Here is a 20,157-nt window from a genome sequence, read left to right on the forward strand (position 1 = left end):
AAGAAAAGCTAAGCGTCGAAAATGACGCCTAGCTTTTTTGTTGTTATCTATGCTCAGTAATGCGTAATTTAATCCCATTCGGATCTTCTACTAGAATATCATCATCCTTTTCTTGAAAAGCAATCCCTTGTTGTATAAGATACGCTTGCAATTTTTCTATGTCTGCAGTTTTGATTGTGAAATAGGCCAAGCCCGTTTCGTCATCTGCAAGCTTCGGCAGATCGCGCCCAGCCCATATATTAGCGCCGATATGGTGATGATAGTCTCCAGCTGCAAAAAAGAGCGCTGATGGGATCTCTGTCATAATGGTGAAGCCTAACATAGTTTGATAAAAGTTCCGCGTCGCTTCGATGTCACCGATTTGCAGGTGGATATGTCCAACTTTTGTATCCTTTGGCACACCCGACCAATCCATATCGCACCAGCCATCAAAAGTCCATCCCCATCCACTTGATTTGTCGCCATCGGTAAGTTACCAGCCTCATCTCGTTGCCACTCTGCTCTTGGCCGATCTGCATAAACCTCTATCCCATTTCCTTCTGGATCCCGAAAATAGAGTGCCTCACTAAAAATATGGTCCCCGGCTCCATCAAGGGGATACTCACTTTCTAGTAGATGTTGCAAAAAGCTCCCCAATGTCTCACGACTCGGCAACAAGAAAGCCGTGTGATACAAACCAGTTTTGGCTTCCTTCGGTATTTGAGCCCGCTTTACTTGCACCAATTCCACAAGAATACGTTTCCCAATACCTAGCGAGACACTGTCCACTGACTCTTCTATTACTTTCAAACCAATTATTTCTTTATAAAAGGCCGCTAGCTTTTGATTATTTTTCGTTTTTAAAACAACTTTGCCGATCTCCGTATGTGGATTTATTTTTAGCATTCAATCACTCCTTCGTTGTAACTAATAATATTACAACATACTCACCTGCAAAAGTCCAATCATTCCGCTTACAATTAGTAAGCAATTTAGTGCTCCTATTTTTCGTCATACTCTTTTAATTTACGGTATAATATCGAGCGATGAATACCGAGTTGTTCCGCAGCTTTTGTCACATTTCCATTATTTCTTGCTATCGTTTTGCGAATACAGTGAACCTCTACTTCAGCCAGATACGTTTTTAGATCTTGGAACTTATCTATCTGTTCGTCATAAAACAAATCGAGCGCAAGAGGATACGGACTATTTGAGATTATTTTCTCCAAATTCATCATCCTTTCCGATTGCTCATATATGAACATATTATAACATAGATATGCTTGAAGAAAAAATCATCGTTTTCCCGAATTTTTATTTTTCAAAGATATCAAGCAAGGAGGAAATCACGAAATATCCTATTGAGAAATCCTGATTAACAAAACGCTTATCTACCTATTTGAATTAGATAAAGGCGATGCCATCTTTTTCTGCGCATCGCCTCTTTTTTATGCGGTTATTTCGATCTGATTTCCTTCGCTGTCCAAAATAACACTTTCATAATAGCCATCACCGGTTGTTCGTGGGCCGCTTTCTAAAACATAGCCATCTGTTTGTAACTGCTTGGTTAGCTCATCCACGCGCTCTTTGCTACCAACTGAAAAAGCAATGTGTGCCCAACCAAGTTGCGCTTTTCCCTTCTCTTCGGTAATGTCTCGTCTATTCATAATTTCAAGACGTGCACCTGTCGGATACGTGATAAAATAAGAACAGAATCCTTTTGTTTCATTGGTGTATTTTTCATTAGCAACACCTTCAAAATAGCGTGTATAAAAATCCTTTGCTTGCTCGATATCTGCCACCCAAATAGCTACGTGTTCAATCTTCATTTTGCTCCTCCTTCTTTTGGCTGCTTTTTCTTAAATTCAAAATTGATCATCCACGGTCTTCCTTTTTTCAAGGCCCAGTAACCGATCAACACAAAGACAAGTGAGCCGACAACATCCACTATAATATCTCCCATTGTATCTGCTAATGCCGCACGACCTGCAAGCGGTGTCCCATTCGACAAATTATAACGCTGCATATTTAAGTTCATCAAACCGTCAAACGTGTACTCATAAATTTCCCAAAAAGCACCTAACGTGACGGCAAAGCAGAACGCAAAAACGGAAATAAAACCTGGCTTCATTTTCATCACGACATGCTTGTCATTATTCAGCAAGTTGACGAAGGAGAAACCGATGGCACCGAGCATAGCACCACTGAATGTATGCAGAATCTTATCCCAATGCGGCACCGTAGAATAAAATTTTTGCACCGTTCCAAGATAAATAGATGCATACAAGAAAATTAAGAATAAAATATAGACTAATCCTGGTATCTCAAATTTGAATCGGTGGGATAAAATCGTTGGTAAAAGTAGTATAATGACTCCTAACACACATTCAAATAGCAAGAAAATATAATCACTGCGCAATGTTACTTTTGGCTGCCCCGGCGTTTGTTCCACTGGCGCCAAGAAAATTTCAACGGTGATAAAAATCATCGAAATCCCCATTGAAACGAAAATAAAGATCGCAATCCATTGCGCGATGCTCACTCCCTTTAATTTTGTTAACATTGTTCTCATCTCCTCTTCTTACAAAAGTCTTCCTTGATCCTTTTCATTATAGCAGAGTTACATACCTCAACGTTGAATGGATACGCCTATGCTTTCCACATAAACCGCCGTTCCTGTAATCTTGATCTCATATGTAGCCTCTCTTTTGTGAACGTGCACTATTACTTTGCCATCGCGACCAACCTCCGTACCTTGTTCCACCATGATATTCAGTTGATTTTTGAAATCTGGTGAAATATACGTGGCATAATAAGCACCCATAACACCTGATGCCGTCCCTGTAACCGGATCCTCGATTGTCCCAGAAAATGGTGACGAGAAGTGGCGCGCATGCATAGTAGCTTTCGGATCTATCGTTTCTAAACAAAATGGATGCACCGAAGCCCGAGGTATTTCTTTTAATATCTCTGGAAACCTCGCATTATCTGGTTTCATTTTTTGAAAGGTTTCCCTGTTTTTAATTGGTACGAGCAGCGTCCAAACCCCAGTACTTCCATACATAATCGGCCATTCCTCAGACAAATCATCGATCTCAATCCCTATTGCTTCGGCTAAATCCAAGTGAGAGCCTGAAAACAGCTTAAAAGCAGGTGTAGCTTGCTCCATCGTTATCTCCAGTTGCCCATGATCCAAACGCTCCGTTTTCACCGTCAAAATGCCTGCCTTAGTCTCTACCCGCATTTCACCCATTTCAGTCCAAAAATGTTGATCGTATAGCGCATAAATTGCTGCCATCGTTCCGTGTCCACACAGATTCATCTCATGTCCAGGAGTAAAATAGCGCAATCTGATATCCGCTATATCCGATTGTAGCACAAAAGCAGTCTCATTAAATCCTACTGCTTTCGCTATCTCCTGCATCTCGTCTCCAGTTAGCTTATCAGCTTCCAACAACACACCCGCCGGATTTCCCCTATTCGGCACATGACTAAACGCATCATAACGATATACTTGCATTTCCCATCACTCCTTCTCTCAAATTATAACACTATTTCCCGGGAAATATTATTATGTTGTCAAATTAACGTCACATACAGATGCTATAGTTGTCCTCGAACCAATGAAGGAGGAATGAAAATGAAAAAAATGATGATCATAAGCATAGTAATGTTTCTACTCATCGGCACTGCTTGTTCACAGGACACAAGTGCCCAAACACCATCACAGATCGACAAAGAAAATAATAAACGAATCGAATATGCCCAAGGTGATTTTGAATATGAGGTTATTCCTGAAACATTCACATTAAAAATCACAAAAGACGGCACCACAGAAACTATCGCAGAACCTCAAGCCAAACGAAAAGTGAGCAATCTCCAAAAGTCTGCCACAAAAACAAGTTGGGATTTCCCAGATGATAAGCTCCACGTTACCATCGAAAAACAAAAAAAATCACTTGCTGTCTCCATTCATTCTACCGATCCAAAAACATCGCACTTGGAGTGGCCTCGTGTAAATGCGCCAACCTACACACTTCCAATCTCAGAAGGAAAACAAATCCCTCAAAACGATGTGGCTTGGAAAAAATACTTCACCTCAGATAATGAGCAGACGATGAATGAATATTTCTCAATGAAATTTTTCACATTAAATAAAAAGAATTTCGCTGTATCTTATGTTATGCCAGATACATTCAATAATGATATTTTATTCCACACAGACCCAGCTATTCAGTTTAGCATCAAGCACACATTTTCTTCCGTAAACAAGGAAAAAAACTATAACTATCAAATTTTTGTTACGGATAACAATCCTGTAGCAATCGCCAAAAATTATCAAAATTATATCAAGGACCACCACCAGTTCACCACACTTGCTGAAAAAGAAAAGCAAAATCCAGAAATCAAAAAACTATACGGCGCACCGCACGCTTATCTTTGGAACAGCCGCGTGTTGACCGCTGATGATATGCATTGGAATACATTAAAGAGTGCCATCAATGATCCACTTTTCGAATGGATTGGCGATTTACTTGACAAATACGGTGATGATGGCGCAAAAGAGTATCGAACCGTAATAACCAATATAAAAAACGGGGAGCTCTATGCCTATGAAAAAAATATGATCTTAAATTCTCTCCAATATACTTTACAAATGAAGCAACTTTACAATCCTGATATCTTTAAAAATCCTGATGCAACCGCGGCAAAGTACATTGATAAGGGGATAAAAAACCTGAACGAGCAAGAACTTTACGATTTAAACAAACATCTGGTCGCTAACCAAATAACGGACCTTACTACACCAATAAATGAATGGGGACAATCTAATTCCAAGGATATCATTGCTTCCATGCAACAAGCAGGAATTAAAAACGCCTGGATTGGCCTTCCAAACTGGGTGAACGGCTTGATGAATCCGGCGTTTGTGGATGCTACCAAAAAAGCAGGATATCTCGTTGGACCATACGATTCCTATCAGTCTATTCAGCAAAATGCGAGCATCGATTGGAACACTGCCTCCTTCCCAGATCCGACACTTTACGAAGATGCAACAGTTGAAAATGAGCAAGGCAAAAAGCTCACTGGTTTCCTCGGAAAAGGTCGCAAACTTAATCCCACGCTTGTTTTTAATGCCGTGAAAACGCGCGTTGACGGTATTTTAGCAGGCGGTATTGGTTTTAATTCATGGTTTATGGACGTCGATGCTGCCGGTGAGCTCCACGATGACTTCGCAAAAGCGCATCCAACTACGCAAAAAGAAGATGCTGCAGCTCGAATGAAACGACTCGATTTTCTAACTAAAAAAGGACTCGTTGTTGGTTCAGAAGGCGGCAATGATTACGCTGCCTCCGATATCGCTTTTGCCCATGGATTGGAAACACCTGTTATTAAATGGGATGACCCTGATATGCGAGAAAATGAAGATAGTCCGTACTTTATCGGGAAATATGCTTCAATGGATGGCTCCATTCCGACACGCTATAGCAAAATTGTCCCAATAAAAGACGAATACAAGCCGATTTATACGAGTCTAGTTTATTCCCTACCACTTTTCAAATTGGTGTATAATCGTTCAGTCATTAGTACGCATCACTGGGAATGGGATAGTTACAAAATAAAAGGACAAACAGGCGAGCGTCGTCTCAAGGAATATTTATACAACACACCGCCCCTCTTCCATCTCGATGAAGCGAATTGGAAACTTCACGGCGCTGATATTGCCGCGAATATGAAAAACTGGACACCATTTCAAAAAGAAGCCTTGCAACACGAAATGTCGAACTTCCAAACACTCGATCAAGATCGTCTCGTTCAAAAAACAGAATTTGGTTCTAGGCTTCAAGTCATCGCCAACTTTTCTAATAAAGACTTTCAAGCAGACAAGTTAAAAATACCAGCACACACCGCGGTGATTCTTCAAAACGGCAAAAAAACACTCATTTCAACGGATACTCTCGATAAATAAACACTGAAAAAGACTGGGAGTTATTCTCCCAGTCTTTGCTTGTACATCTTCGCCAGCAGTTACTTATCCATGAGCTCCTGCAATTCTCTTTGTCTCTCCTTAAACATATCGATCGTTTTTTGCAATCGTTGCTGTTGCTCTTCCGTTTGCGCACGCATCTGATCGATAACTACTTGGAAAGCCTCCGCGCATTCGCTCCACGTTGTATCTTTATTGCCATTCTCTAATGCATCCCGTTGCATATTAACAGCACCTTTCTTTATTTCATTTTTATTATATCTATACTACCTTATAATTATAACAAAATATGTATGAATTAGCCAAGGAAAATAATCAATTATAGCAAAATAAACACAAAAAGACGCTACTCCCTCATTTTGAAGCGTAGCGTTTTTTTCGATTTATCGGTTATTTTTTGTTCTGTATAGATAGGATTCATATAAAAGGTAAGCAACAAGAGCAAAAACAACAGGACCCGCAATCATCCAAATCGTGCTACTATAGTCACCTTGAAGAGATGGGTTGATAATCGTAAAGATATTTGCAAACCCAACAACAATCAATACAACAGCAGTTCCCAAATATGTTTGCCATTTCTTTTTATAAATCACAAATTCTCTTGTTAGGCCTTGCTTCGCCTTAAAGAATGGGAAGGCAAACGCTAAGAATAAGTAAGGCAATGTCATCGAAACATTTGCCATCAGTGTTAATTTATTATAAAAAGCAGAAGCATTATCGCCACCAAATGAGGCTAAAAGAATGATAATAGTTACGGCTAAGGCCTGCATCCACATTGCGAATTCCGGCATATTCGCCTTATTCATCTGTGTCATTTTTTTCGGCCAAACTTTAGCAGGTGTCCCTTGAATCAACGTTTTCAGAGGTGAGTAGATCAAGGTGAAAAATGCGCCCGTATAGGCTAGGAACATCGATAACCCAGTGATTCTAGCAAACCAGGTGCCAATAGAAGCAGCGGCAGTTGTACTCACTTGAAGCGCATTCCCGAGCTCAAAACCAAGGTTATACATCAATACATATGTGATATTTCCAAGGTTCGTTGTTTTACCACTAAGTACTTGTAGCCAATTCGCACTCACGCCCCAAAGGAAAATCCCAAGCGCGTAACCAACCGAGATAATAATCGCCGAAATAATAACCCCTTTTGGAAAATTCTTCTCTGGATTTTTCGTCTGATCCACAAGTCCTCCAACCGCCTCAATTCCACCATATGCAAAAATCGCAAAAACAACAAACGAAAGCGTTGCAAGTGGCGTCACATAAGACGGATTAGGTGATTCAACAAAAGAGGTCCAGCCAGTAATCGGCTGTGCAAATTCCCCACCGTTCAGGAAAATAATCAGCAAACTTACGAGTAGAAGCACAACATTCAAGCCGGTAACCGCAATCCCTCCAACCGCCGTTACCTTCGAAATCTGTTTCAAACCACGCGACGCAAAGAATGTGATAGCAAGCATCCAAATAATTGCCAGAATACCGACTGTCTGAGTTGATGTTAATGAAAATAGGCGCCATTCTTGCGTCTTATCTCCACCAAAAATGAATGTTGAGAGCGGAATCCACACTTTGGAAGATGTACTCACCATCCAGATTACATAGGAAGCAAACCACATAAAAGTCCCAATAAAAGCAAACCGTGGCCCCACACTATCATTCATCCATGAGAAAATACCACCTTGTTCTTTTTTGTATGTCGAACCAAATTCCGCCATCATCAAAGCGTACGGAATAAAAAAACAAATCGCGGATAAAATATACCATGGAATCGCGCCGTAGCCCATCAGATAGAACGCGGATGGACTGTTTGCAAATCCAAATACCGAAGTAAAAATCATCAGTATAAGCCCTATCAATGTTAATTTTTTCACTTGTGTTGTCATATGTATCCTCCAATTTTTTATTTTGAAACTGCTATCGTGATAAAATATCATTAAAAACGTAATTAAGTCTACTTTTATCTGATAATTAAATTAAAATAGATCGACTCTTTAACCTCCGACCAATCTACAAAAGAAAGTAAAACTTGTATAGCAAAAGGATTATACCATACATTCGTTTATCGGGTCATCCATTTATATGCCTATTTTGTTGTTATTTTTACATGTTCGATGATACGTTGCATAATTTCGTGCCCATAACTAACTTCACATGACAAGTGATGCATCTCCTACAACAAATCGGTCGATCACCATAATTTCATTCTACTGGCGATCGACCGATTTTAATTTTATAAGATTGGGGACAGTAGACTCGCTAATGTCTCCTTCATCCGTTGTGTTCTTGATTTGGCTTTCATATCAGCTTCAGTGAATAGATGACTCTCAAGAAAATCTGCATTGAAATCTCGTTCTATCTGCACAATAGCTTCACTGCGATCATACAAAAATACCATTAATTCATGATTTAAACGGAAACTACGAATATCAAAATTAGCTGTCCCTACTGCTGCACGTTCACCGTCAACAAGCATTACCTTCGCATGGATAAAGGAATCGTCACGATACGAATACATTTTTGCTCCTGCATCAATCATGGTCTGGATGTAGGCATTACTTCCATTGAAGGACACGCCTCGGTCACCCTTACCTGGGACGATAACGCGAACGTCAATGCCGCTCATGGAAATACGCCGAATAACAGCAAGTGATTCTTCATCTGGTACAAAATAAGGGCTGGCAATCCAGACGGACTTCTTGGCTGAACTCATTAAATCAAGCATGGCATCACGCACCCACTTCTCTTTGTCATACGGCCCGCCATAAACGATCTGAATCCAATCATCTGCATCTGTTGCTGGTTGTGCATTAAGATAGCGTGCAATTCCAGCTTCACTAATAAACTCATCCGCACTACCATCATAGTTCTCCATATAGACCCAGTCAAACAGAAAAGATTCTTGTAACTCGATGACACCGGTACCTTCAATTTGCATATGAGTATCACGCCAAATCTCAAAGTCAGGTGTATTGCTGCGGTATTCCTCGCCAACATTAAGTCCGCCTGTAAAGCCAATTTTTCCGTCAATAACAATCATTTTACGATGGTTCCGCAGGTTGGCTGTACGCGCAATCCAAATCGAACGCACTGGATCATATGCATAAACCGATGCACCAGCCTTTTTTAGCGGCTCCAAAAATTCGTCTTTCAAGTGCGCCGATCCCATACCATCAAACATAAAACGAACCGTCACACCAGCCTTCGCTTTCTCGATCAGGATATCTCGTATTTCCGTCGAAATTTCATCTTGCCGATAAATGTAATACTGCATGTGGATATGATCCTTTGCTTCGCGCAAGGCGGCTAAAATAGCTGGAAATGTTTCCGAACCATTTGTTAATATCTTGACTTTATTCCCATTCATCGGCCGAATATCAGTTAATGCATAGAGGCTCTTTGAAAGTTCCGGCAACTCTTTTTCCGATTGGTGGATCGGCAAATTATGTATCGCCTCAATAAGTTTCTCTTTTTCTTTGATTTGATTTGACGAAAAGATACGATTTTGTGGGTTTCTACCGAAGAATAAATAGAGTACAACACCAAAGGTCGGCAAAACGAACACAACGGCTACCCAAGCAATTTTGGATGTAGTATTGCGCTGATCCCAGAGTAGTAGGCGCACCGCAATCACGACTCCGGCGATTTCCGCACTAATGGTTGCGATCGTTAAAATAAAACCTGACCAAGTGAATAGAAACCAACCTACAAAGGCAAATAAGACTAAAATAACAATAAACTGGATTAATTTTTGCATATTATGGCTCCCTTTTCTTATTTCTGCTTTTATTATACATCGAATACTTACCTTTGTCCTCTTCTATCAAAAACGGCCGCGCCTAGTTCTACCGAGCGCGACACATTTTATTAATATTTCCAAAGCTTGAATTTCCCAGCATCGTGCAAGTCTTTGATAATAACCGTCACAATTGGTGCCATGATGAGCCCGATAATGCCGAACAGTTGGAGCCCGATGTAAAGTGTAAATAGAGCCACAACTGGATTTAAGCCTAGTTTTGTACCGAGGATTTTTGGCTCGATAATATTTCGAATGACAGTAATCACGCCGTACAAGATAAGTAGCTCAATCCCAAAAGCAAAATTGCCGTTGATCATGGTGATCAGAACCCACGGAATCATGATGCCGCCTGTACCAAATACCGGGATCATATCAAAAACAGAAATCCCAAGCGCAATCCAAATCGCATTTGGCACACCGAGAATGGTAAGTCCGATGAAAAGCTCCACACAAGTAATTCCCGCGATAATAAGATAAGCTTTTACGTACTCAACCGTCGTAGTTTTGAAATGCTTATGCACATTTTGCACCGTTTCATTCACGCGATCTGGCAACTGCTTACGCATAAACGCTCCAACCTTATCAAAATCCCACACGATGAAAAAGGAAAATAACATACTGAAGGAAAAGAAGATAAAAATACTTGGCAAAGAAAGCGTTACAGAACCGACCCAGCTCGCGATACTTCCCGAAAGCGAAAGCGCAAATCGCCCAATTTTGGCGATGACAGCATGGAACACATCCGTATACTGTTTCAAAAGATCAGGCGCAATATTCTCAATCCAGTCGGCACCCCAATCTTCAATTTTTTGCAATGCCGGTAAAACATCATTTTGATAATGACCTGGAATACTGCTAATCGAGCTACCGAGTAATTTGAACAACTCGAGCAATCCAAGAAAAAGCAGTCCACTGAGGATCGTGTAGAAAAGTAACATCACGATAAGTCCCCAAGCCTTGCGATTCCGCCATTTTGTTTTCCGTGCGAGTAACCTTGTCAGCGGCATACACATCCAAGCCAGCCCAAACCCGATCAAAAACGGATAAGTAAGCGGCAAAACATACTTTATAAACAGAAAAATAATAACAACAATACTAGCAATATACAAAAAGCGAATCAAAAACCGTTTCTGCTTCTCTAAATCCGGTTTCTGAGCGCTCTCCCGTTCCTCATCCAAAAACACCCCTCCGTTCTATTCCAATGCTATGAGCCAATATGTACTCCAAACCTCATCGGAAGCGAGAAAGCATCAGTTCCTGGGCAAAAGCGAGCACCGAAGCGGCACGTACGGGGTTGTACATGAGCATCGGAGCACAGCTTTTAACGACAGAAATGAGGCCTTCTCGCCCCGGTGAAAGATTAGAAGAAGTCGTGCATCATCGCTTTAATTTCTCCCACCGATTTGTCCATGTCTTGTTGTTCCTTGTCATTTAGCGGCATTTCAATAATAAACTTGATTCCTTCACGATTTATAACGGCCGTTGAACCGATATAAATATCGCGATGTCCGTACTCACCTTCTAAATAAACCGAAAGTGGCAAAATCGCATTTTCATCATTAAAAATCGCTTTTGTGATCCGAGCAAGCGAAATCGCAATGCCGTAGTAGGTAGAACCTTTGTACTCGATGATTTCATAAGCTGCGTCACGAACGCGATGGAATAGCTCATCAAGCACTGTATCCGTGATTTCTGGATGATCTCGCATCCATTCTTTGATCTGTAAGCCACCAATATTCGCGTGTGACCAGACCGGAAACTGACTGTCGCCATGCTCGCCTAGCGTGTAAGCCTGTACGTCACGGGCATCAACGCCAACAAGTTCTGCCAGTGCTTGTTGGAATCTCGCGCTATCAAGCGATGTTCCAGAACCAACGACACGGTTCTTTGGCAATCCTGAGTATTTCCAAACGGCATACGTCAAAACATCTACCGGGTTACTTGCTACGAGGAAAATACCATCAAAACCGCTGGCCATCACGCTATCCACAATGGCTTTTGTGATTTTTAAATTTTTGCTGATCAAATCGAGCCTAGTTTCACCAGGTGCTTGCGCTGCGCCTGCTGTGATAACAACGAGATCCGCATCGGTACAATCGTCATAACTCGCTACATAGATCCGTTTTGGCGAAGTGTAAGCTAGGCCGTGCGACAAATCCAACGCGTCACCTGTTTTTTTACCTACATTTAAGTCGATAATACCGATTTCACGTGCGATATTTTGCGCAGTCAGTGCGAAGGCATAGCTTGCTCCAACATCTCCCGCTCCTACTAAAATCACTTTTTGTTTGTCTTTACGCATATTTCTCGTCTCCTTTTTGTTTGCGATTTTTAACCGCTTTTTGAATTTCTACAAAAATTAATGGAAAAACTGATAAACCAAATGCTAACAACCAATGTGTCAAGCTAAGCGGTACCAGGTAAAACATGTTTGCAACTGGTGGAATCAGCACCATCAGTAAAATAATGACCATCGATAGCATCGCGCTAAAAAATAGCGGTTTGTTCGATAAAAAGCCAATTTTGAAAATGGACTCATCGCTACGAACATTAAAAATATGCGACACGGACGACCAGGCTAAAATAACGAACGCCATTGTCATCCCAACGTCTGTACTTGCGCCAATGGTAGCATTGATATCAACAAATCTACCGACATAAAATCCGACCAAGGTCACCACGGTAAACACAACGGCTTGCGTCGCTACTTTCGCACCTAAACCATTCGCAAAAATGCCACTATTTTTCTTCATCGGCGGACGATCCATCACATTCGCGTCTGCTTTTTCACGACTCAAACAAAAACCAGGAATCCCATCTGCAACAACGTTAATGAGCAGTAACTGTACTGCCACAACTGGTGCTCCCCAGCCAAGCGTAATCGCGATAAACATGATGAAAATCTGCGAGAAGTTTGTGCTGAGCAAGAAATAAATCGTTTTGCGAATATTTTCGTACGCCGTCCGACCTTCTGACACCGCATCTACAATGGTCGCGAAATTATCATCCGTGATCACCATATCTGCTGCATTTTTTGATACGTCTGTTCCGGTAATTCCCATCGCTGCTCCGACATCCGCCGCTTTCAAAGCGGGTGCATCATTGACACCATCTCCGGTCATCGTTACTACTTCGCCATTTTTTTGCCAAGCTTGGACGATCCGAATTTTATCCTCAGGGCTTACTCGGGCATAAACCGCGTAGTCGCGAACTGTGCGTTCCAATTCTTCCTGCGACATCTCCGCAAGCTCCACGCCAGTAATCGATTTATCGCCTTCTTCCAAAATGCCAATTTCACGAGCAATTGCAGAAGCGGTCACAATATGGTCTCCCGTAATCATGACTGTTTTTATTCCCGCCTTCTTCGCCGCCAAAACTGCACGCTTACTCTCAGGTCTTGGCGGATCGATCATGCCTACCATCCCTGCAAACGTCAGATCATGTTCCAGCGCCTCCGCCGTTAAATCTACCGGCATCTCCGTATAACGTTTATAAGCCACCGCAATGACCCGCAACGCTTTTTCCGCAAAACGGTCATGGATTTCGCGTGCTTGCTCTAACAACTCCTCCGAAAAGGAAACTGGAATCCTATCAAAAGCACCCTTTGTAATCGCTAAGAAACCGTCCTCCACTTCATGAATAGTCGTCATCAACTTGCGCTCCGAATCAAATGGTAATTCAAATACACGAGGCGATTTCTGTTCCAATGCCTTTTTCGTCAAGCCTTTCTCACCTAGCAACCTGATAATAGAAGATTCCGTCGGGTCACCAATGATATTCTCGACGCCCTCCGTCACTTCAATCGTTGCATTATTTGATAAGCTCAGCATTTCCAACAGCGCATCTTCTTGCGCGCTAAATGTTTCCTCCACTTTTTTCGGCGTCACACCGACCGACCAAATTTGCTGAATGCGCATCTTGTTCTGCGTCAACGTCCCCGTCTTATCCGAACAGATAACCGACGTGTTTCCAATCGTTTCCACAGCTGGAATCCGTCTAATAATCGTATTTTTCTTCACCATGTTCTGCACGCCGTAAGCCAGTGTAATCGTCACGATCACCGGCAATGTCTCCGGAACCGCAGCAACCGCAAGCGATACCGCGATCATCAACATCTCAATCATCGTTTCACCGTGCCATAAGCCGATTCCAAAAACAAGAACACCAGCAACGAGCGCAACAATACTCAGACGCTTCGCAAGTTCCTTCAAGCGTTTTTGCAGCGGTGTTTCCGTTTTCTTCGTCGCATTAATCAGGCTCGCAATTTTCCCCATCTCAGTCTGCATCCCGGTTTCCACAACAATCGCACGCGCGCGTCCTCCCGTGACTAAGCATCCCGAAAACAGCATATTAAAGCGATCTCCAAGCGGTGATGCCTCCGTCACAATCGCATTTGAATCCTTTTCCACCGGTAAGCTCTCACCCGTAAGCGCTGACTCCTCGACTTGCAAACTACTGCTTTCAATGATTCGCGCATCCGCCGGAATCATGTCACCCGCGCCAAGTTCAATCAGATCTCCCGGTACAAGTTGCGTCGCGTCAATCTCCTGCTTCACACCATCACGAATCACCAGCGTCATGTGCGCATTCATGTTTTGCAAAGCCTCAAGCGCCCGTTCTGCGTTATTCTCCTGATAAATCCCTAACACCATGTTCAGCACAACAATCGCCAAAATCACAATTACTTTCGGATATCCGTATCCTGTCGTCACTGCCAGGTACAGAGAAATTGCCGCTGCTACAAGTAAAATAATCGTCGTGATCTCTAGTAAATGATGCCCAATTTTAGCAAGTAATGTTTCCTTTTGGCCTTCCTCGAACTTATTTGCTCCATGTTCAATTTTTTTCCTCGTTGCAGCACCTGTCGTTAACCCTTTGCTCTCATTCGAATTAAGCGCCGTAAAAATATCCTGTATTTCTTTTTCCATCCATTTCATCCTGATTACCTCCACACTATGTTTCTCCATACGTGATTCCCTACCAAAATAATTGCGCTATTAAAGTAATCTTACAATTCGTGTCTTGATGGTTTATGTAACAATCATACAGCTATTCTATACTATTCCCGAAAAAAAAAAACTACAACCCCTCCAATAACTATTTCTGATCAAAAATAGCATCATTTCAAGATTTACGAGTGGTTCTAGTCTTTATTATGTTATTTACGATGTTGTTTTTAGAATGTCAATGTGTGATCAACGACTAATTGCAAATAGTGAAGAAAAGTGCAACTGTATATGACACTTTACAATTCCATTCGTTAGCTTCTCTCTATATACTTCCATTTATAATAATACCATAAAACGGCCTCAAACCGTACCACATTGATTTCCTTTTTCAGCCCAAAGTTGTGCGCCGCATAGATTCATTCATGACAATTTTATTTCGTGATAACAAAAAAAGGAACCCTATGAAACGAGTTCCTTTTCTCTCGACCTGAGAAATGTATTATAAAGAAAAATAATTACTAAGCACTTTTGCAGCGTCTGCGATCAATTGATCGTTGTATTCATCGTCTTTGCCCGCTTTTTTGGAATAGATAATCCATACTAATGGTCTCGTATCCTTTTCCTTAGGATAGATGACCGCGATATCATTCCTAGTACCATATGATCCAGCACCAGTTTTATCTCCAACAGCGTAACCTTCTGGAACGCCAGCCCGGATTAATTTATCTCCAGTCGTATTATCAATCAACGTTTGCTTGAAATAATCCAATCGATCAGAAGCCATATTTCCTTTTGTTACAAGGAATGATAGGACTTTCACCATCGCTTCTGGCGTGGTTGTATCACGCTTATCTCCAGGCACAGCTTCATTTAATTCTGGTTCAAATCGATCTGCCTGTGTTGTTTTATCACCAATTTTCGCGAGCTCTTTTTGATAGCCTTTAGGTCCATTCAATTGATGAAATAAGATATTTCCTGCTGTATTATCACTATACGTCATGGCCGCGTTAATAATTTCCTTAACCGTCATGCCACTTTCCACGTGTTTTTCTGTAACTGGTGAGTAATCGACTAGATCCTCTTTTGAGAAATAGACACGCTTATTTAGCTGTTCTGCTGTCAAATTTTTAAGTAGTAATCCTCCAGCAATCGCTTTGTATGTAGACACATACGCAAATCGTTCTTGTTCATTATAGCTGATTTTCTGATTGTCCTCTAAATTAACACCATAAACACCTAGCGTTGCATCATATTTCTTTTCTAGTTTTTTCAACTCGGCATTGGCCTCTGCCAACGCTTTTTCCTGCTTTGTTTCCTTTTTAGTTTTAGTAGCTGTCGCATCCTTATCTGCCATGCCGCATGCCGCTAAAGCCGTTACTGCAAAAAGAAACATCAATCCTAATAAACATTTTTTTTAAAAACATTCTTCCAACCCCTCCTAATTATATCGTACAAATACTAATCTACCATACAACATTTAAGGAAAAGTATAGAAAACAGAAAGAAAATATTAATTTTTCCGTCAACGTTGAAAATCATACAAAATAACCACCGAAATAGCTCATCTGATTTTCAGTGGTTACCCTTCTTGCTATACCTAATGGTTATAACTCTGCCTTAATACTCGAAACACGACCCGAGATAACAGGTAAATTCCCATTTTTAGTACGGATTGCATCGATTAGCTCTTTCTCCTGCTCGATATTTTTCAATTTAATATAATACCGTAACTCCATCAAACTCCCCATATTCGTCGTCCGCACTTGCTCCAGTGAGATTTCATATCCATAACGTTGCAATAAGTCATCGAAAAGGTTCGCATAATCAATGTCCTCAGGAATCGAAATACGGAGACTTCGCTCAGCCACTTTACTTTTCGAGCCAAATCTGGTGCGCGTTAAGACAATCAAAACAACCGCAACAAAGGCAGAGAAGATGAGCGCATACATAAGATACCCCATTCCTGTTGCTAGGCCAATCCCCATCGACCAAAAAATACTGCTGATTTCGCGCGCACCACCTGCTACAGAACGGAAACGAATCAAGCTGAATGCCCCCAGGACAGCGATACCTGTACCAACATTTCCATTAACGAGCATAATAACCGATTGCACCAAGATTGGCAAAATCGTTAACGTCACGATAAAACTTTGTGAATAGGTGTTGCGGTACATATGGACGCAAGCAACTAATATCCCTAAAAGAACCGAAGCCCCACTGTACATTATTATTTCCCATACATCTAAGTTCACCATTGAACTTTTCACTACATTTTCTAACATTATAAAACTCCTACTTTCTGATTAGTTAAATAGCGTCTATATACTTGCTCATATTTGGAAAATTTGGATGGATAAAGATCTAATTCTGAAAGTATTCTTACAAACCATAAAGGATAGGCATGCAATGATTTCACTTCCATTAATACATCTATTTCTGGTGCCACAAGTTCTCCATCGTGACCATTTGCCAACTGGAGATCGTCGTTGCGCCACCTTATTTTCGCATCGAATGTTACTCTAAACTCGTCCTCTTTATACGCACTAAAGGCTCTTCTATCATACGAAATGATAACTTTAGGCGCGATTATGTCTTTCTTCTTTAGCCAAAAAATTTCGTTACTGATTTGTTGATTTAATCTGTCATCAAATTGCTGTGCTTCATCGCTTCTCATATACGCGTCTACTTGACTCAAACGCATCGAAATTCGCCGTTTATAGACAATCCCTTTTAATTTTTTCTTAATTTCTAAATAAACCATCTGATCATTACTCGGAACCCCGTAAGTTCGAACTCGGAACTTCTCCTTGAATGTAGGTTTTTCACTAGATCGCTTAATTAAATCATAGTTGTTTGTATCGTAATACAGCGAACAAATTGTGTGTAAGCCGTACTTATCTTCTTTCATGTGCTCAGAAATTCTATCTAACAGCAAGGTGTATTTTTCCTCACTCAAGATATATTTCTTTTCTTTCCGTTCAAAAATCTGCATTACTACTCACCTTTCTAAAACATGTTTATATAAACCAGAAGCGTAACGCGAAAATAGGCTACGCTTCCCGGCTGGTATTCTAAATTCTATTTCTTTATCAATTAATGCAAAGATCCTGATACTTCAAAACCGACCATTTCTTTTAAGGCCTGTATATCCAAGATTGTAATTGGTTTCGGCGTTAATTTGACAAGCCCCTCTTCTTCAAACTTAGACAGTATCGTCGTTGCGTACTCGCGCGTGATTTGGCAATAGCTAGCTAAATGGTGTTGACAGATTTCTTTTGGTAAATGTCCTTCTGATTTGCCTAGCTTTTTAGATTCTAAGTGCAACAAGGACGCTGCTACTTTTGCTTTCGCTGGTAAAAGATTGAACTTGCCATAATAGTTCACGGATTGTGTTAGATTTTCAATGATTTTTAGTAGAATCGAGGTCCCCCAACCTGATTCATCGATTACATTTAAAACGAAGTACGGATCAATGAAATATGCCGTCGTTTCAGAAATCGTTTCTAATTCAAACTGATTGCTTCCCCTTGATAATAATGATGCAAAACCGATAAATTCGCCATCTCCAGAGAATGAGATTGTTGTCTCCTTCGTGTTATGGCTTGCCACAACTTTGGTTAGACCTTTTTCTATATAGATGAAAGAACGATTATCTGTCACCGTGGCATCGATAACTGTTTTAGCTGGTAATACTTTTTTCTTTGGAATATTTATCAAATGATTTATTGGAAAACAGCAGTATTTCCAGAAAGTTCTCGTCGATTTCAACGCCAAATGTTTGTAGCATAATGAATGCCTCCTTTTAATTTTCACATAACTTTTTGAGCTTGTTGCTGTAGCAATAGCATCTCTTAAAACCATTAAATCTTCTTTCAAACTTACTTGATTGGTCATTCTTTGGCGCGGTCGTTAGCAACAATAGCATGTCTTATGCCACCCTAGGCATGGCCTTTAATAGTCGTCGCAATATTTTTTGAGCATTTCTAAAATCGCGATTTCCTCTTCAGAACTGATATGAATAACGGTATTTACTGCTTCTTCAGATACTAGCCTATTGGCCTCCACCACATCCTCAACATAAACATAATCCCGCGTATAGCCATTTGGCATATCTGCATACATCGTTTACACAGACGGTTTATCCACTAAAATATTATTTATAAAAATTAGAACAACACCGCATTCTCCGTTAGGGATTTGGCGTAACATAGTACTCTATATTCAAAACCGTGCGTGCTCGCGTAAAAATTCAAGTATTTTATGATGGCATAAGGGGAAATAAGTTGAGGGGTGTCGCTTTCTTTGACTTTTCAGGGCCTTCAATGATTTTACTTAGGCGCAAGTCAGAGGGGGTGGATAAATTTTTGATTGGAGCAAATGAAACTTATATCGTCTGTTTGATGAAGATAAAGTGGCTAAAAATAATGCATTACGAATCACAGATCTCTTGCGAACACAGCATTTACGATATCGCTCGTTAAAAAGCAACATATGTGATGCTACAATGCGTACTCCCCTTTTTTCCAAAAACTGATCAACTCTACTTCAGATTCGCAAGCCAACAACCCTGCTATAAAAATATATTGGCTTGGCGTTTTTGAATGTTATCCCTTTTTTATAGCCCTATTGCAAAATTAAAGCATATACGCGTCATCATTTAATCGAATCAACTCTGGAAATCCAAAGGGGCGTGATTCGTTGATGTCTCGAATCGTTCGATAAATCAAGTTAGTATGCTCCGTAACGAGTGGACTATGGCTTTTCCGGTACGAATTGATAATTACTTTTACGCGGACATCTTGTTCTTGTAAATAGTCTTTTAATGCCATTAACTCCGCAAATTGCATATCGTTTTTCCCTGTATACAAATGGAATGTTGTATTTTTTATCACATCAGGTTGGTAATTTTTTGAGTTAAAGAAAAATGTGTCTATTTCACCCTCCAGTGCGGTATTGCCCCGATAAAATGCCTCTTTTTCTGTCGGATGATATCGGTCGATAAAACTACTTACTTTCACTTGCGGAACAAGTGCAAAAACATCAGTAATGTAACGATTCAAAACACCATATACCAAGGCTCCTGTTCCGCCTTTACTACTCCCAAACGCAATCACTTTTTCATACCCGTGCTTAGTAATGAATTGCTCTAACTCCTCATTTAACTCATTGTAAATCGCCTTGCCACCGTCGAACAAATACCACCCATAACTATCTGAAAAGCAATCTTGAACGAATAGATAATCGCTCTCTTTATAGTCCATACAAAAATTCATCCAGTTGTATCGTTCATGCAGCTTTTTGATTTTTGCATGATCTGCAGTACCATTTAAGACGCTTGGTACCTCGTCTAAAACTTTCTTACTGACTGATTGGAAAACAAGGATCAGATGTTTACTCCCATTCTTCAAATGTCTGCCATGTAACATAATTTCACCTTTTCCATTATC

At 40.8% G+C, this 20,157-nt stretch carries 19 protein-coding genes; 1 reads left to right on the forward strand and 18 read right to left on the reverse strand.

From position 1 onward, the window contains the following. Window positions 1-43 precede the first annotated feature (43 nt). The 6 genes from PGRAN_RS17265 to PGRAN_RS07440 form a co-directional block, all read right to left on the reverse strand. The gene (locus tag PGRAN_RS17265) at window positions 44-415 is read right to left on the reverse strand and encodes a VOC family protein (protein ID WP_338151708.1); all 372 of its coding nucleotides are present in this window, start codon (window positions 413-415) and stop codon (window positions 44-46) included. After that, window positions 316-885: a VOC family protein gene (locus PGRAN_RS07420; RefSeq protein WP_241433306.1), complete on the reverse strand. Its 570-nt coding sequence runs from the start codon at window positions 883-885 to the stop codon at window positions 316-318. The genes PGRAN_RS17265 and PGRAN_RS07420 overlap by 100 nt, the downstream gene beginning before the upstream one ends. Before the next feature lie 95 nt (window positions 886-980). Continuing rightward, a complete protein-coding gene (locus PGRAN_RS07425) occupies window positions 981-1,208 on the reverse strand; it encodes a helix-turn-helix domain-containing protein (protein ID WP_241433307.1) in 228 nt (75 codons plus the stop codon). 219 nt (window positions 1,209-1,427) lie between these two features. After that, window positions 1,428-1,808: a VOC family protein gene (locus PGRAN_RS07430; RefSeq protein WP_036066196.1), complete on the reverse strand. Its 381-nt coding sequence runs from the start codon at window positions 1,806-1,808 to the stop codon at window positions 1,428-1,430. Next, complete coding sequence (locus tag PGRAN_RS07435) at window positions 1,805-2,542, reverse strand: DUF2238 domain-containing protein (RefSeq protein ID WP_051998486.1); 738 nt, start codon at window positions 2,540-2,542, stop codon at window positions 1,805-1,807. The genes PGRAN_RS07430 and PGRAN_RS07435 overlap by 4 nt, the downstream gene beginning before the upstream one ends. A 66-nt stretch (window positions 2,543-2,608) precedes the next feature. Then, window positions 2,609-3,499: a PhzF family phenazine biosynthesis protein gene (locus tag PGRAN_RS07440; protein WP_036066200.1), complete on the reverse strand. Its 891-nt coding sequence runs from the start codon at window positions 3,497-3,499 to the stop codon at window positions 2,609-2,611. 120 nt (window positions 3,500-3,619) lie between these two features. On the opposite strand from PGRAN_RS07440, the gene PGRAN_RS07445 reads away from it, so the two are divergent. Beyond that, a complete protein-coding gene (locus PGRAN_RS07445) occupies window positions 3,620-5,950 on the forward strand; it encodes a glycoside hydrolase (protein WP_206537355.1) in 2,331 nt (776 codons plus the stop codon). A 59-nt stretch (window positions 5,951-6,009) separates the two neighbouring features. Here PGRAN_RS07445 and PGRAN_RS07450 read toward each other — a convergent pair whose 3' ends face one another. The 12 genes from PGRAN_RS07450 to PGRAN_RS07505 form a co-directional block, all read right to left on the reverse strand. Then, window positions 6,010-6,192 carry a hypothetical protein gene (locus PGRAN_RS07450; protein ID WP_036066202.1) on the reverse strand — a complete coding sequence of 61 codons (183 nt, stop codon included), beginning with the start codon at window positions 6,190-6,192 and terminating at the stop codon, window positions 6,010-6,012. A gap of 159 nt (window positions 6,193-6,351) precedes the next feature. Beyond that, window positions 6,352-7,848, reverse strand: a complete 1,497-nt coding sequence (gene yjeM, locus PGRAN_RS07455; protein ID WP_036066203.1) for a glutamate/gamma-aminobutyrate family transporter YjeM — start codon at window positions 7,846-7,848, stop codon at window positions 6,352-6,354. A 347-nt stretch (window positions 7,849-8,195) separates the two neighbouring features. Then, complete coding sequence (gene cls, locus PGRAN_RS07460) at window positions 8,196-9,719, reverse strand: cardiolipin synthase (RefSeq protein WP_036066204.1); 1,524 nt, start codon at window positions 9,717-9,719, stop codon at window positions 8,196-8,198. Between the two features lie 110 nt (window positions 9,720-9,829). Continuing rightward, a complete protein-coding gene (ytvI, locus tag PGRAN_RS07465; protein WP_036066205.1) occupies window positions 9,830-10,939 on the reverse strand; it encodes a sporulation integral membrane protein YtvI in 1,110 nt (369 codons plus the stop codon). Between the two features lie 182 nt (window positions 10,940-11,121). Beyond that, the gene (locus PGRAN_RS07470; protein WP_036066206.1) at window positions 11,122-12,063 is read right to left on the reverse strand and encodes an L-lactate dehydrogenase; all 942 of its coding nucleotides are present in this window, start codon (window positions 12,061-12,063) and stop codon (window positions 11,122-11,124) included. After that, complete coding sequence (locus tag PGRAN_RS07475) at window positions 12,056-14,698, reverse strand: cation-translocating P-type ATPase (protein ID WP_036066207.1); 2,643 nt, start codon at window positions 14,696-14,698, stop codon at window positions 12,056-12,058. Before PGRAN_RS07475 ends, PGRAN_RS07470 begins: the two co-directional genes overlap by 8 nt. A gap of 511 nt (window positions 14,699-15,209) precedes the next feature. Beyond that, window positions 15,210-16,064: a class A beta-lactamase gene (gene bla, locus PGRAN_RS07480; protein ID WP_036066262.1), complete on the reverse strand. Its 855-nt coding sequence runs from the start codon at window positions 16,062-16,064 to the stop codon at window positions 15,210-15,212. Window positions 16,065-16,314: 250 nt separating this feature from the next. Beyond that, entirely contained in the window at window positions 16,315-16,992 is a 678-nt protein-coding gene (locus PGRAN_RS07485; RefSeq protein ID WP_036066208.1) for a DUF4956 domain-containing protein, read from the reverse strand. Beyond that, on the reverse strand, window positions 16,992-17,702 hold the full coding sequence (locus PGRAN_RS07490; RefSeq protein WP_036066209.1) for a polyphosphate polymerase domain-containing protein: 711 nt from the start codon (window positions 17,700-17,702) through the stop codon (window positions 16,992-16,994). The genes PGRAN_RS07485 and PGRAN_RS07490 overlap by 1 nt, the downstream gene beginning before the upstream one ends. Window positions 17,703-17,803: 101 nt before the next feature. After that, complete coding sequence (locus PGRAN_RS07495) at window positions 17,804-18,604, reverse strand: Crp/Fnr family transcriptional regulator (RefSeq protein WP_077914623.1); 801 nt, start codon at window positions 18,602-18,604, stop codon at window positions 17,804-17,806. A gap of 57 nt (window positions 18,605-18,661) precedes the next feature. Beyond that, window positions 18,662-18,820: a hypothetical protein gene (locus PGRAN_RS16770; protein ID WP_185526573.1), complete on the reverse strand. Its 159-nt coding sequence runs from the start codon at window positions 18,818-18,820 to the stop codon at window positions 18,662-18,664. 524 nt (window positions 18,821-19,344) lie between these two features. After that, window positions 19,345-20,136 carry a hypothetical protein gene (locus tag PGRAN_RS07505; RefSeq protein WP_051998487.1) on the reverse strand — a complete coding sequence of 264 codons (792 nt, stop codon included), beginning with the start codon at window positions 20,134-20,136 and terminating at the stop codon, window positions 19,345-19,347. Window positions 20,137-20,157: the final 21 nt, after the last annotated feature.

It is taken from the genome of Listeria grandensis FSL F6-0971 (assembly GCF_000525835.1).
In the GTDB taxonomy this organism is placed as follows: Bacteria; Bacillota; Bacilli; order Lactobacillales; family Listeriaceae; genus Listeria_A; species Listeria_A grandensis.

Excerpts from the sequence above, each read along its gene's own strand:
- PGRAN_RS17265 (WP_338151708.1), bottom strand. The coding sequence starts at position 415 with ATGGATTGGTCGGGTGTGCCAAAGGATACAAAAGTTGGACATATCCAC.
- PGRAN_RS07420 (WP_241433306.1), bottom strand. The coding sequence starts at position 885 with ATGCTAAAAATAAATCCACATACGGAGATCGGCAAAGTTGTTTTAAAA.
- PGRAN_RS07430 (WP_036066196.1), bottom strand. The coding sequence starts at position 1,808 with ATGAAGATTGAACACGTAGCTATTTGGGTGGCAGATATCGAGCAAGCA.
- PGRAN_RS07435 (WP_051998486.1), bottom strand. The coding sequence starts at position 2,542 with ATGTTAACAAAATTAAAGGGAGTGAGCATCGCGCAATGGATTGCGATC.
- PGRAN_RS07440 (WP_036066200.1), bottom strand. The coding sequence starts at position 3,499 with ATGCAAGTATATCGTTATGATGCGTTTAGTCATGTGCCGAATAGGGGA.
- PGRAN_RS07445 (WP_206537355.1), top strand. The coding sequence starts at position 3,620 with ATGAAAAAAATGATGATCATAAGCATAGTAATGTTTCTACTCATCGGC.
- PGRAN_RS07450 (WP_036066202.1), bottom strand. The coding sequence starts at position 6,192 with ATGCAACGGGATGCATTAGAGAATGGCAATAAAGATACAACGTGGAGC.
- yjeM (WP_036066203.1), bottom strand. The coding sequence starts at position 7,848 with ATGACAACACAAGTGAAAAAATTAACATTGATAGGGCTTATACTGATG.
- cls (WP_036066204.1), bottom strand. The coding sequence starts at position 9,719 with ATGCAAAAATTAATCCAGTTTATTGTTATTTTAGTCTTATTTGCCTTT.
- PGRAN_RS07470 (WP_036066206.1), bottom strand. The coding sequence starts at position 12,063 with ATGCGTAAAGACAAACAAAAAGTGATTTTAGTAGGAGCGGGAGATGTT.
- PGRAN_RS07475 (WP_036066207.1), bottom strand. The coding sequence starts at position 14,698 with ATGAAATGGATGGAAAAAGAAATACAGGATATTTTTACGGCGCTTAAT.
- bla (WP_036066262.1), bottom strand. The coding sequence starts at position 16,064 with ATGGCAGATAAGGATGCGACAGCTACTAAAACTAAAAAGGAAACAAAG.
- PGRAN_RS07485 (WP_036066208.1), bottom strand. The coding sequence starts at position 16,992 with ATGTTAGAAAATGTAGTGAAAAGTTCAATGGTGAACTTAGATGTATGG.
- PGRAN_RS07490 (WP_036066209.1), bottom strand. The coding sequence starts at position 17,702 with ATGCAGATTTTTGAACGGAAAGAAAAGAAATATATCTTGAGTGAGGAA.
- PGRAN_RS07495 (WP_077914623.1), bottom strand. The coding sequence starts at position 18,604 with ATGACCAATCAAGTAAGTTTGAAAGAAGATTTAATGGTTTTAAGAGAT.
- PGRAN_RS16770 (WP_185526573.1), bottom strand. The coding sequence starts at position 18,820 with ATGCCAAATGGCTATACGCGGGATTATGTTTATGTTGAGGATGTGGTG.
- PGRAN_RS07505 (WP_051998487.1), bottom strand. The coding sequence starts at position 20,136 with ATGTTACATGGCAGACATTTGAAGAATGGGAGTAAACATCTGATCCTT.